The sequence below is a fragment of the Siphonobacter sp. BAB-5405 genome (assembly GCF_002872335.1).
GTDB lineage: Bacteria > Bacteroidota > Bacteroidia > Cytophagales > Spirosomataceae > Siphonobacter.
Window position 1 is genome coordinate 106,706 of record NZ_NJAG01000001.1, and the last position, 12,867, is coordinate 119,572.

Below are 12,867 nucleotides of genomic sequence, written 5' to 3' on the forward strand. Positions count from 1 at the left end.
ACCTATTTAAAGGTAGTTTCGTAAACGTCCGGTTTGAAACCCAGAGCCACGATTTTCCCTTCGGCTTCAATCAAGGGGCGACGAATTACGGATGGTTTTTCCAGCATCAGAGCAATCGCCGATTCCTGATCGGCTGGCTTTTCGGCGAGTTGTTTCCACGTAGTTCCGGCTTTATTGACCAGTTCTTCCCAGGACTTTTGCGTGAGCCAGCGTTCAATCGTTTCCCGCGTAATACCCTGTTTTTTGTAATCGTGGAACTGGTAGGTAATGGCATGATCGGCCAACCATACGCGGGCCTTTTTCACGGTATCACAATTGGGAATGGCGTATAACGTATACATTGTTTTCTGAGGATCAAGTCAGGTTTATACTAAAAAGAGCGGCCCGTAAGGCCGCTCTTTTCTTAAGGTTTGGTATTCCTACTTGCGAGGTTCCCGCTTCTCCAGGTATGCTCCAATGTAGAAAGACGTGGCCATCAGCAATACAAAAAACGCGATGGGTACAAAAGTGGGCAGAGGAATATTCAGTAACATATGCGTATGTGTTATCTAGTGTTTCGAAAGCAATGATCACAAAAGTAAGCCACAAAGCTTAAACTCTAAAGTTTACAGGACGCCTTTTGTACTGGGCAGATTATTAAGCTCCCGGATTTCCCGCCGTACGGCCATCTTGATCGCTTTGGCCCAGGCCTTGAAAATAGCCTCAATTTTATGGTGCTCGTTGTCGCCTTCAACCTTGATATTCAGATTAGTAAGTGAAGTATCGGTAAAGGACTTGAAGAAGTGATGGAAGAGTTCCGTGGGCATATCGCCAATTTTCTCCCGTTTGAAAGTAGCATCCCATACCAGCCACGGGCGACCCGAAAAATCAATTGCTACCTGAGCCAGTGCTTCGTCCATAGGTAACAGGAAACCGTAACGGGCAATGCCCCGTTTATCGCCCAGGGATTTGCGGAACGCTTCACCCAGGGCCAGTGCCGTATCTTCGATGGTATGGTGTTCGTCAATGTGCAGGTCACCGTTGACTTTAATGGTCAGATCCAAACCGCCGTGTTTGGCCAGTTGATCGAGCATGTGATCAAAAAAGCCGAGTCCCGTCTGAATGTTGGCCTTACCCGTACCATCCAGATTGAGTTCAACAAAAATCTGGGTTTCTTTCGTATCCCGCTGTACCTGTCCGATGCGGTCAGCCAGCCGTACTTTGCGGTAAATTTCATCCCAGTCGGGCGTAATCAGAGCTACATAGGGCTCCAGTTCCGGCGTAAGCAGGCCGCGTTCCGATTCTTTATTACCGGGTTCTACCAAAATAGCTTTCGCGTTCAGGTTTTTCGCCAGCCGTATGTCCGTCAGCCGGTCGCCAATCACGAAACTGTTGGCCAGATCGTAACTCCCGTCCAGGTACTGCGTGAGCAGGCCAGTACCTGGTTTACGCGTCGGCAGGTTTTGTTCCGGAAACGAGCGGTCAATGTGAACGGCGGAGAAGACGACTCCTTCGTTTTCCAGCGTTTGCAGCATTTTATTCTGCGTCGGCCAGAACGTATCTTCGGGAAAGGAATCCGTACCTAATCCGTCCTGGTTGGTTACCATCACCAGTTCGTAATCGGTTTCTTCGGCTATTTTACGTAACGCGGAGATGGCTTTGGGCAGAAACTCCAGTTTTTCGAGGGAATCAATCTGAAAATCGGTCTGGGGTTCTACGATCAACGTTCCGTCCCGATCAATAAATAAGGCTTTTTTCATGCACGCGATTTTGCCACAAATTTGTAGCCGAAACAGCTAATTACCCACACGTTCCCGCCAGTATTTCATTCCCAGGGGTTGCAAGGGCCATGGAACCCTTTTGAAGGAAGCCCGGATTTTGATCTAAATCATGGAAAAAGTAAAGTGAATGGTATATTTCTTTGATTATACTGAACATTTCCCCTACATAGTACAATTTACTTGCAGACCTGAACTCTTTCAGCGTATTTTGCATTGTATTTCTAGCGGCAGGGAAACATCTGCTTGCTGAAAAGGCCTCCCGTCTGCCTTGCTCTGATTTGGTTCGCGTGCCGAACCCTCCTTTGTAGCTCACACTTTGGTCATCAGAAGCCCGACGGATGTGTAGGCATCGTTGTGGTTTATTTTACATCATTTAAAACCGACTGTACCGCAAACTTCTGTTTGTGAGGTCTTCGGAAACAGGCCCTGCCTGTAGATGACCGGAGCACAAGGAACTCTTGTGGTATTATTAATTCATGGAGAATCAAATTTTATTTGCTGACCTCGGTCTTTCTGACGAGGTGATGCAAGCCGTCACGGAAATGGGTTTCGTGGCACCCTCGCCTATTCAGGCCGAGTCTATTCCTCATCTGCTGGAAGGCCGTGACGTCATTGGCCAAGCTCAAACCGGTACCGGTAAAACAGCTGCTTTCGGTATTCCTTTAATCGACATTATTGATCCGAACGAGAAAGTCGTTCAATCCCTGATTCTGTGCCCTACGCGTGAATTAGCCGTACAAGTTTCTGAAGAACTTCGTCGCTTGGCTAAATTCAAAAGAGGCGTTTGGATTACGGCTATTTACGGTGGCGATAGCTACGAGCGTCAGAACCGCGATTTACGCAAAGGCTGCCAGATCGTAGTAGGTACGCCGGGTCGGGTAATGGATCACATCGAACGTGGTTCCCTGCGTCTGGATCATGTGAAATACATGGTACTGGATGAGGCGGATGAAATGCTGGACATGGGCTTCCGGGAAGACATTGAAAGTGTACTGGCTGACTGCCCTGAAGATCGCCAAACGGTCTTCTTCTCAGCTACGATGCCGAAACCAATTATGGATCTGACCAAACGATATCAGAAAAACCCACAGTTGGTAAAAGTTACGAAAAACGAAGTTACGAACGCCAATATCGAACAAAGCTGGTACGCGGTGCGTCCCGATGCAAAGTTCGAAGCCATGTGCCGTCTGATCGACTTCCACCAGATCAAATTGATGCTGGTGTTTAGTAATCAGAAAGCTCGGGTCGATGAAATCGTTGAGCAATTCCAGATGCGTGGTTACGCAGCAGAAGGTCTGCACGGCGATATGCGTCAGGCGGCCCGTACGCAGGTAATGAGCAAATTCCGCGGCGGTACTACGCAAATTCTGGTTGCTACCGACGTAGCTGCCCGTGGTATTGACGTAGACGACGTAGAAGCCGTTTTCAACTACGATGTACCGATGGATTCGGAATACTACGTACACCGGATTGGTCGTACGGGTCGTGCTGGTAAGTCAGGTAAAGCCTTTACACTGGCTGCTGGAGCGGAAAAATACCGTATCCGTGACATTCAGAACTATACGAAAGTAGAAATTACGCGGGGTAAGTTGCCCACGTTCGCGGATGTTTTCGCGATCAAGAAAACTCGTTTCATTGAACGCGTACAGCAAACCATCGAAGAAGGTACGTCTGAATTTTACGCCGATGTACTGAGCACGCTGGAAGAAGCCGGATATGAGCCTACAGCCATCGTTTCTGCCTTAGCTCAACTTAACCTGGGTGGTGTAAAAACGACTGAGGATAATCTGGAAGAACAACCCCGTAACAAATTCGAAGGCCGTGATGCACGCGGTGGAGACCGCAATGGTCGCTTCGGAGATCGTCGCGGTAATGAGCGTTTCGGTGACCGCAAAGGAAGCTTCGGCGAACGTAACGGAAACACCCGTGACCGTGTGGATCGTGAAGGCAAACCCTTCCGCCGTGGTGCCGATGCCGGAATGGTTCGTCTGTTCATCAACATCGGTAAGAATTTCAAAATTACGCCTAGCCACATTGTAGGAGCCATTACGGGCGAAACCGGTCTGCCCGGTAAAGTCATCGGCCAGATCGACTTGTTCGATAGCTACTCTTTCGTGGACGTTCCTAAAGAACACCAACAAACGATCCTGAGTGCTCTCGATGGCAATACCATTAAAGGCAAACGGGTGAATGTGGAAGTGGCGAAAGGATAAGTTTAGTTGTCAGTTTCTAGTGTACTGTTTTCAGTTTTAACTTGACAACTTGAAATAAAAAAGCCTCTGTGACGAATCGTTGCAGAGGCTTTTTTCATGTTTAAAAATTGCTTGCTTCTCGCTTAATTAGTCAATGAATATTATTTACAAAATATTAAAACATTGATTTTCAATACTATATAAGCTTAAAGGTTTTTAAAAACTGTAAATAGCAAACTGAAAACTGTACACTCCCCTGTTAAAGAAAGTTAAGGCTTTAAACGTGCGTTGAGGTATTTGTTCTTAGTCCTGAATTTGAACAAAAAACGAAAGAACACCATGAAAACCTCCTTTTTCTCCAAAGCCTTTTTTGTCGCCGCTACGCTAATGATTGGTACTGCTGCCTGCACGCAGGCCCAGCCCTACGGACGTTACGATGATCGGTATGATCGTCGCGATCGGGATCGTTACGAAGATCGCCGCTATAACAACCGGGGACGCTTTAATCCTGAATTTCGGCAGCAACAACAAAATAGAAGAATCGATCAGGGTATCCGATCAGGGCAATTAACCCGCCGGGAAGTACGGGATCTAAAACGCTTGCAATCGCAAACGGATCGGGCTATTTACGCAGCTCGCTCCAACGGATATACTTCCCCCCGCGAACGAGTCCTCATTAGTGACTTACAAGATCGAATCGACCGGGCCATTACCTGGGAAAGACGCGATGGCCAGGGATACCCGAACCGCTGGTAAAATATTGGGAGCCCTGGGGACGTGTGATTGGATAGAAGGGATATGGCTTCCTTTTAAATTCGAGTGATTGGTTTGACAGGTGAGCGGAGTGGTCGGTGAATTTTCGCCGACCACTTTTTTGTTTTATCCTCCCGAGAAGCAGGCAGGATACTTCCCCACATAAGTCTTATTCTCTAATAAAACCCCAAAATGTAGACATTCCTACCCGATCTGTTAAAAGCCCCCGGGCCTCTTAGAGGGCTTGGCACTTTTTTTTGATGATGATGTACGGATTAATTACCTAAACAACATTATCTCCATGAAAGCAATTCGTTTATATGCAAGTTTGGCTCTGGTAGCCGTACTGGCTTCCTTCAGCTTTAACTCATTTGGACAAGTAGGTTTTACTTTACACGGAACAGCTGCGGCTCCTAACCTGGACAATGCAGAAGTTAAACCAGGTGTGGGTGCTGGTTTGAAAGTGTTCCTTGGCCCCAATGTAGCCGTAGGTGCTGCCGCCAAGTACATTGCCATCTCCTACGATTATAACCAGAACGTAGGTAACAATCTGGAAAACCGTGGATCACTGGTGCCTCTGACGGGTACTCTGGACATCTTCCTGACCAGCGGTGTGGTTCGTCCTTACATTGGAGCAGAAGCAGGTGCTTACTTACGCACGACGAAAGTAAACCTGGCTGGAAGCGAAATTTACAAGTCTACTGATACCCGCTTCGGAGCGGCTCCTAAACTGGGTCTGGCTTTCGCACTGGGTGGCGTAGGTTTGTTTGCTGAAGGTAGCTACAATTTCATCTTTGGTAGCAAAGACGGAAGTGCCAGCACTGGTACCGTAAACAACATTCGTTGGGAAAACCCCAGCAAACTTTGGGCAGTTAACGTAGGTGTTACCTTTGGTTTCCCCCGTACAAACAACTAAGTAGCCCGTTTCACCCCTTAGAAACGAAGGACAAAATGCTGGGTTGGTTGTTTCTTTCGAAAGAAAACCAAGCCCACAAAAAACAAGTCGATCGTTACTGTGACACTTGGATGAGCCTGGATTTCGGTCCAGGCTTTTTCCATTTCCTTGGACCAGTGAATATCGTCAAAGACAAAAACACTATCGGCATGAGCCTTACGCAGGCAGGTCTCAAAGTACCGAACGGTGGGCTCATACCGATGATTGGCGTCGAAAAAAGCAAAATCAATTTGGGTAACCTGCTCGACTTGGGCTTTCAGTGTTTCATCCAGATTTCCCGTTACAATCGTTACCTGAGAAGCCGACTGTAAATTACCAGCGGCCACGCGGGCGGTTTCCGGGCAGCCCTCGAAGCTATAAATTTTACTTTGGGGAGCAGCTTTCGCTTCGTACAAAGTAGTGATACCCAACGATGTTCCCAGATCAAAAATGACCTCGGGCTGAAAGTGGGCAATGAGGCGATAGAGTAACTGAGAAAATTTAGGCGTTTTCTGAGCATTCCTGGCAATAGTCGAAATTTTACGCCTTGGAGCATTAGTACGGCGGGAGCCGGCTCCGTAATCCACAATTTCAATTTCATCCGTCCGAGCTTTCATGGCTGCACGAATGCGTTCAATCTCTTCAAAGACCGGCTGCTTTTCCCGGGAGCGAATCACTTGGGTATATAAATCAAAAACGAACGGTGAATGCAAGCCATGTTCGTTTCCGGCGGTAAACAGGTACCGAAGGTAAGAAGCAATCAAAATGGTTCTTGCTTGTCGCGGTCGGATCTCCTTCGCTCAAAGCTTCAATTAAAAGTGGTACGAAACGTAAAACGGGCTATTCGTAAAGACTAGTTTAGCTTATACGGTACGATCAACAGGAATTCCGGAATCTGAACCAGAAACTCGCGACCGTCGTACATGCGTTCCATCAGGTAACTACCCGCCATTTTGCCCATGGTGGTTTGCAGGTTACTACCGGATACATACTCATGCACTTGTCCGGGTTCGAGAACGGGTTGCTGGCCAATAACGCCTTCCCCCTCTACTTCGCGGGTTACACCATTGGAATCATAAATGAACCAATGCCGGCGACGCAGCCGAATCGTGTGATCGGACTGGTTTTCGATACGTACGCGATACGTAAATACAAAATGCTGCAGGGAAGCATTGGAATGATCGGAAATGAATTCCGTAATCACACTAACTTTGATGCCTTCCGTGATGGCCGTTACCATAATCGTGTCCTTGTTTGACGAAACTGCTGAAAGCTAATCAAATCGAAATTAACCGTCAGCAAGATACGGGGCAAATCCTGGAATTGATTTTTATATTTTTTAATCCCGGGGTATTCTTGCTTACGCGTTGAGTATCCTAGCTTCGACTTCTCTAATTAACTGCCGTATGAACGTTCAGATTGCCGAATCGTGGAAACCTTATTTGCAACCGGAATTCGAAAAACCTTATTTCGGTGACTTAGTATCTTTCATCAAAAATGAGTATGCCACCCAACGGGTTTACCCACCGGGCAAGCTGATGTTTAACGCGTTTAATCACTGTTCGTTTGAAGATACAAAGGTGGTCATTTTGGGTCAGGATCCTTACCATGGCCCCAACCAGGCCAATGGGATGGCATTTTCTGTCAATGAGGGTATCCGGATCCCACCCTCTCTGGTCAATATTTTCAAGGAAATTAAAGACGACTTAGGCAAGCCAATTCCCAAATCCGGCAACCTTACCCGCTGGGCTGATCAGGGTGTGTTGCTGTTGAACGCTACGCTTACCGTACGCGAAGGACAGGCGGGTTCGCACCAGGGCAAAGGTTGGGAAACCTTCACTGATGCGGTAATCCGGATTTTGTCCGAAGAAAAAGAAAATCTGGTATTCCTCCTTTGGGGAGCTTATGCTCAGAAAAAAGGGGCCGTCATTTCGCCCGATAAACATTTAATTCTGAAAGCCAAGCACCCTTCGCCCATGTCGGCCAACTATGGCGGCTGGTTTGGCTGCAAACATTTCAGCCAAACCAATGCTTATCTTCATAGTAAAGGATTACCGGAAATTGATTGGTAAGGTGGGGTGATTACTTCGTTTTCTTTGGCTTTTACTTGGCCCGCTGGTACGATTGTACGAGCGGGTTTTCTTTGTCTGGGTTTCACGTGATCCCCCCTCAGTCTACACACGTCTGTATAATCGATCAAAGGCTTTGAGAAAAGATTGAACGTTTGTATAGATTCAACGTATAGATACTTGGCGGATTATCATGTTGTGTAGGGGATTCCGCTCAATCTTTCTCAAAGCCTTTCATTCATAACTCTTCTGCATCAAATCCATCTGATCGCATAGCTTGATCATGAAGTAGCGACGGGCCATCCGATGTTCCTCCATAAAGTGCTCGATTTCCTGTTTGTCAAACACCAGCAAAATGGATTCGTCATTCACCTTTACGGAAGCCTGATGCTCCACGTTCAGCAAAGCTTCGTGTAATCCTAAAAAACAGCGGCTCTGGAGGCGATGGTTTTCTTTCCCATTTTCGGGTAAAATTTCGACCGATCCGTCCTTGAGATAAAAAACAAACTCAGCAAGCTGTTCTTTCCGGTACAGATATTCGCCTTTGTGGGCGTACAACTCCGTACCCCGAGCCAGTAATAATTTCTCCGTATCTAGTAGCATGGTTCTTCGTCTGGCTTTTCCCAACCGGGAAGTAAAGCTCAATGGTAAGGCGAAGTTGCTGGAAATCAGCCTCGTTTGAAATGATAAAAATCAGTGGTTTCAGTGATGTGATTTAGTGGCTTTCGCACGTCTAATCGTATAACTGACTGATTTTCAACAGACGATCGGGCTTTAAAATCGTAATGGTACTACCATGCGAACTCACGATCCCTTCTTCCTTGAATTCAGACAAAAAGCGGATGACCGTTTCCTTGGCCGTACCCACAATCGCCGCCAGATCTTCCCGGGAGATGGCGATACTGAACAGATCCGCTACCTCGGTTTTATGGTAGGTCGATTTAAGGAGCAACAGGGCTTCTGCCAGCCGTTCGCGTACGGGTTTCATCGCCATGTGAATCATCCGTTCCTGCGACTCCCCCAACGCTTTCGCCAGCATTTTCATCAGATCATTGGCCACTTTCACGTTGGCATCAATCAGGTGGTTGAAATCCGTGGCAGGCAGAAAGCAGGCCTGCGTATCGTCCAGAGCCACCGCCGAAGCCGTGTACTTGGTATTTTCAATCAGAGAACGATAGCCCAGCGTATCGCCCGACTTCGCCAGACGAATGATCTGCTCCTTCCCTTCTGAGTTAAGTCGGCTGATTTTCACTTTTCCGTCGAATACACAAAACAGACCGAACGGGCGATTGCCTTCGTGGAAAATGACCTGTCCCTTTTTATACGTGTGAAAGCACTTATTCTCATTCATCTCCAGCAATTCGTCGTGCTGACAATTTTTGAACAGCGAATGTTCACGAAAAGCACAACGTTGGCACTCAGGAGCAGCTTGCGATTTCATCAGGATCTTGTTTAAATGCCAAAACGTATATGGTATCACTACCGGTTGGCCTGACAAAGTTGCAAGGTCACATCAGTTAGAAAAATGATAAAAATCAGTTTCCGGACTTAATTCCAATCATGGAAAAAGGAAATGGAAAAGCGGACTTTTGGGGCTGCAACGAACGTAACATCCGCCGTTGTCATCCGGCTTTCCCAGGTCTTGCCTGATTTACCTGCCATGAACAGCTCCACTGCTTCCTTATCCATTGCTGCACCTACGCATTGCTACCATTGTGGCAATGATTGTGCGGAAGATGCCCTCCACGTAGACGATAAAACGTTTTGCTGTGAAGGCTGTAAGACCGTTTATGAACTACTGGCCGACCACGAATTATGCGGGTACTATTCACTGGGAAAAAGTGGGATTGGCACCTCTCCTAGTTTAGCCCGATTCGAATTTCTGGATCACGCCGAAATCAGTGATTCCTTACTCGATTTTCAGAACGATACGCAGGCGAAAGTAACGTTTTATCTGCCCGCCATCCACTGTTCTTCCTGCCTGTATCTGCTCGAACACCTGCCGCGTCTCCATCCGGCGGTATTAACCAGTCGGGTCGATTTTATGAAAAAGCAGGTCAGCATTCTGTACCGAAAAACGGGCGATAACCGAATTTCACTACGGGAGCTGGCCGAACTGCTAGCCTCGGTAGGGTACGAACCGCTGATCAGCTTACAGGATGTGGTGAAAGAACAGCAAAGCCCTACCTACCGTAATCTGCTCACACGTATTGGCGTTGCGGGATTTTGTGCGGGAAACATCATGCTCTTTAGTTTTCCGGAATACCTGGGGCTGGAAGATGATTCGTATAAGGTACTCTTTGGCTGGCTTAGCCTGATTCTGTCGTTACCGGTCGTCTTTTATTCCGGCGGTGGGTACTTCGAATCCGTGTACAAAAGCCTACGAGCTGGGCGGCTTAACCTCGATTTCCCAATTCTGTTAGGTATTCTCGTCGCCTGGGGACGGAGTGTCTACGAAGTGCTTTTTCTGCAACAGAACGGCTACTTCGATTCGCTGACGGGCCTGACGTTCTTTTTGTTGGCTGGACAGTGGTTCCAACAGAAAAGCTACGCCTTTCTTTCGTTCGAGCGGGATTATAAATCGTACTTCCCGCTGGCCGTTACGCGGATTAAGAATTTCCTGACGGCTGAGACGGAAAGCATTCCGGTTCAGCAACTTCGTCGGGGCGATCGCATCCGAATTCGGCACGGCGAGCTTATTCCTGCCGATAGTCTTTTATACCGGGGAACGGGCCTGATCGATTACAGTTTTGTGACGGGAGAAGCGGTCCCCGAGTCCAGAACGGTGGGCGAACTGGTCTACGCGGGTGGACGACAACTGGGCGATTCCGTGGAGCTGGAAGTACTGAAAGACGTTTCCCAAAGTTATTTAACCCAACTCTGGAATCATACGGCTTTTGCTAAAGGTCAGGAAAGTCGGTTGAAATCCTTTGCGGATCAGGTCGGTAAATACTTCACGATCAGCGTACTCACGCTGGCAACGTTAACGGCCCTGTACTGGTACGCGTACGATCCTTCCAAAATCCTCAACGCTTTTACGGCGGTACTCATCATTGCCTGTCCCTGTGCCCTGGCTCTTTCGTACCCCTTTGCTCTGGGGCACGGTATGCGGATGCTCGGTCAGAAAAAGCTATATCTGAAAAACGCCGAAGTCATCGAACACATCGCTCAGTGCGATACGCTGGTTTTTGACAAAACGGGTACGCTGAGTACCACTGAAGTCAGTCCGATCCAGTATCAGGGCGAACCGCTCACGGCAGAGGAACGCGTGGCTCTGGCTTCGCTGGTTCAGCATTCTACGCACCCGATTAGTGTGAAACTGCTGGAATATCTCCAGGAATCCACACGAAAACCCGTTACAGGATTCGAAGCCGTAACCGGAATGGGGCTTTCCGGCGTCGTCGATACGCACGTACTGAAATTTGGCTCCGCGGCCTGGGTAGGTGTTTTAGACCGGGAAGGTTCCGCCAGCTTTTTTAGTATCGATGGGCAGGTGAAAGGGGCTTTCCAACTCGTGCACCAGTACCGCGAAGGCCTCGACGAAACACTGACGCAGCTGGCTCATTCCTACGAACTGTACGTTCTTTCCGGCGACTCTGATGCGGAAAAGCGTACCCTGAGTCGCTGGTTTGCCAGTGATCACATGGTCTTTAAGATGAAACCCGAAGACAAACTAACCTTTATTCAAACGCTTCAGCAACAGGGTAAAAAAGTAATGATGCTGGGCGACGGGCTCAACGATGCCGGAGCCCTGAAACAGGCCGATGTGGGGATTGCCCTGACGGATAATACGCTGCATTTCAGTCCGGCCAGCGATGCGATTCTGGAAGCTTCTCAATTAAAGCATTTAGGACATTTTCTGAAATTCAGTCGTACAGGCCTGAAAGTCATTCAGTTCAGCTTCCTGATTTCACTCATTTACAATTTTATCGGCTTAAGCTACGGGCTTACAGGTAATCTGGCTCCAATTGTAGCGGCCATTCTCATGCCCGTCAGTTCGGCTTCCATGCTTTTCATTGCCATTACGGGCATGCACTGGGCGAGACGGCGGGAGTTGGTGAGGGTTTGAGCAGGTTTGAGGTAGTATAAAGTTTGACTGTGAGTTTGAGCAGGTTTGATAAAGGTTTAAGGTTTGAAGGACTCCAGCCTTGGAAATGTTTTAATCGACGAGTATTTCATTCTTTATGAAGATTAAAAAAACCAAGAAACAGCTTATCAACGCTTGTAACGCCAACCTTCCCTATCAAACTAACTCAAACTTTAAACCTCCTCAAACCAATTCAAACCTGAAACCACCTCAAGACCCACCACCAACCCCACCCCATTAAATCCTTTCACACTACAACATCTTTCCATGTACATTCTGATTTTCTTTCTGGCTCACTGGTACCTTTCCCTGTTTTCACAAACGTTTTTCCTGCATCGTTACGCGGCTCACCAGATGTTTACGATGTCGAAGGGTTGGGAGCGATTTTTCTACTTTTTCACCTGGGTTACGCAGGGTTCGAGTTTCCTGAGTCCGTACGCGTACGGGGTCATGCACCGGCTACACCATGCCTTTGCCGATACCGAGAATGATCCGCACTCCCCCAGCTTTTCAGACAATGCCTTCGATATGATGTGGAAGACCAAGAATATCTACAACCGCATTTTGAAGCATAAAGAAAACGTAGATCCGAAGTACTTCAAGAACGTTCCGTACTGGGGCTTTATGGAAAAGATTGGCGATAACTGGCTTTCGCGTATTGGCTGGGGTACGGCGTATACGCTGTTTTACATGCACTACGCCACCAGTCCCTGGATGTATTTGCTCCTGCCGATTCACTACCTGATGGGTCCGGTGCACGGGGTAGTGATCAACTGGTTTGCTCACAAGTACGGCTATACGAATTTCAAAGTGAATGATACGGCGAAGAATCTGCTGCCTTTTGACTTTCTGATGATGGGCGAATCATACCACAACAATCACCACAAGCTGGGTGGACGGGCGAATTTTGGCGTTCGCTGGTTTGAGTTCGACCCTACGTATCCGTTTATTCTGCTGTTCAATAGCCTGGGTATTCTGAAACTGAAGAAGAATAATGATTTGAATTATATGTAGACCCAGGATTTGAATTGAAGGCTGCTAAAAAACAAATCGAGTTTACGAATCTTTCTGA

At 47.7% G+C, this 12,867-nt stretch carries 12 protein-coding genes; 6 read left to right on the forward strand and 6 right to left on the reverse strand.

The features are described from left to right. Window positions 1-2 precede the first annotated feature (2 nt). Together BWI97_RS00395 and hisB are read right to left on the reverse strand one after the other, a co-directional pair. Window positions 3-341 carry an ArsC family reductase gene (locus tag BWI97_RS00395; RefSeq protein WP_094816664.1) on the reverse strand — a complete coding sequence of 113 codons (339 nt, stop codon included), beginning with the start codon at window positions 339-341 and terminating at the stop codon, window positions 3-5. Window positions 342-605: 264 nt separating this feature from the next. Further along, a complete protein-coding gene (gene hisB / locus BWI97_RS00400; RefSeq protein ID WP_094816662.1) occupies window positions 606-1,739 on the reverse strand; it encodes a bifunctional histidinol-phosphatase/imidazoleglycerol-phosphate dehydratase HisB in 1,134 nt (377 codons plus the stop codon). 497 nt (window positions 1,740-2,236) lie between these two features. Between hisB and BWI97_RS00410 the strand changes: the two genes are divergently transcribed. The 3 genes from BWI97_RS00410 to BWI97_RS00420 all read left to right on the forward strand — a co-directional run bounded on the left by BWI97_RS00410 (window position 2,237) and on the right by BWI97_RS00420 (window position 5,621). Next, entirely contained in the window at window positions 2,237-3,973 is a 1,737-nt protein-coding gene (locus BWI97_RS00410; protein WP_094816658.1) for a DEAD/DEAH box helicase, read from the forward strand. Between the two features lie 318 nt (window positions 3,974-4,291). Further along, window positions 4,292-4,708, forward strand: coding sequence for a hypothetical protein (locus tag BWI97_RS00415; RefSeq protein WP_146010831.1), 417 nt, complete (start codon window positions 4,292-4,294; stop codon window positions 4,706-4,708). A gap of 298 nt (window positions 4,709-5,006) precedes the next feature. Continuing rightward, window positions 5,007-5,621, forward strand: a complete 615-nt coding sequence (locus BWI97_RS00420; RefSeq protein WP_141217601.1) for an outer membrane beta-barrel protein — start codon at window positions 5,007-5,009, stop codon at window positions 5,619-5,621. Window positions 5,622-5,638: 17 nt separating this feature from the next. Here the strand turns inward: BWI97_RS00420 and BWI97_RS00425 are convergent, their stop codons facing one another. Together BWI97_RS00425 and apaG are read right to left on the reverse strand one after the other, a co-directional pair. Next, a complete protein-coding gene (locus tag BWI97_RS00425; RefSeq protein ID WP_102199628.1) occupies window positions 5,639-6,403 on the reverse strand; it encodes an O-methyltransferase in 765 nt (254 codons plus the stop codon). A gap of 89 nt (window positions 6,404-6,492) precedes the next feature. Beyond that, window positions 6,493-6,879, reverse strand: coding sequence for a Co2+/Mg2+ efflux protein ApaG (gene apaG, locus BWI97_RS00430; protein ID WP_094816650.1), 387 nt, complete (start codon window positions 6,877-6,879; stop codon window positions 6,493-6,495). Between the two features lie 166 nt (window positions 6,880-7,045). Here apaG and ung point away from each other — a divergent pair, with 166 nt between their 5' ends. Further along, window positions 7,046-7,711, forward strand: coding sequence for a uracil-DNA glycosylase (gene ung / locus BWI97_RS00435; RefSeq protein ID WP_102199629.1), 666 nt, complete (start codon window positions 7,046-7,048; stop codon window positions 7,709-7,711). 231 nt (window positions 7,712-7,942) lie between these two features. Here ung and BWI97_RS00440 read toward each other — a convergent pair whose 3' ends face one another. Both BWI97_RS00440 and BWI97_RS00445 read right to left on the reverse strand, forming a co-directional pair. Continuing rightward, entirely contained in the window at window positions 7,943-8,311 is a 369-nt protein-coding gene (locus BWI97_RS00440; protein ID WP_094816646.1) for a cyclic nucleotide-binding domain-containing protein, read from the reverse strand. A gap of 130 nt (window positions 8,312-8,441) precedes the next feature. Beyond that, on the reverse strand, window positions 8,442-9,149 hold the full coding sequence (locus tag BWI97_RS00445) for a Crp/Fnr family transcriptional regulator (RefSeq protein ID WP_102199630.1): 708 nt from the start codon (window positions 9,147-9,149) through the stop codon (window positions 8,442-8,444). Between the two features lie 132 nt (window positions 9,150-9,281). Between BWI97_RS00445 and BWI97_RS00450 the strand changes: the two genes are divergently transcribed. Both BWI97_RS00450 and BWI97_RS00455 read left to right on the forward strand, forming a co-directional pair. Continuing rightward, window positions 9,282-11,777 (forward strand): heavy metal translocating P-type ATPase metal-binding domain-containing protein, encoded by a 2,496-nt coding sequence (locus tag BWI97_RS00450; RefSeq protein WP_233207708.1) that lies wholly within the window; start codon window positions 9,282-9,284, stop codon window positions 11,775-11,777. Between the two features lie 285 nt (window positions 11,778-12,062). Next, window positions 12,063-12,809, forward strand: a complete 747-nt coding sequence (locus BWI97_RS00455) for an acyl-CoA desaturase (protein WP_102199631.1) — start codon at window positions 12,063-12,065, stop codon at window positions 12,807-12,809. Window positions 12,810-12,867 lie beyond the last annotated feature (58 nt).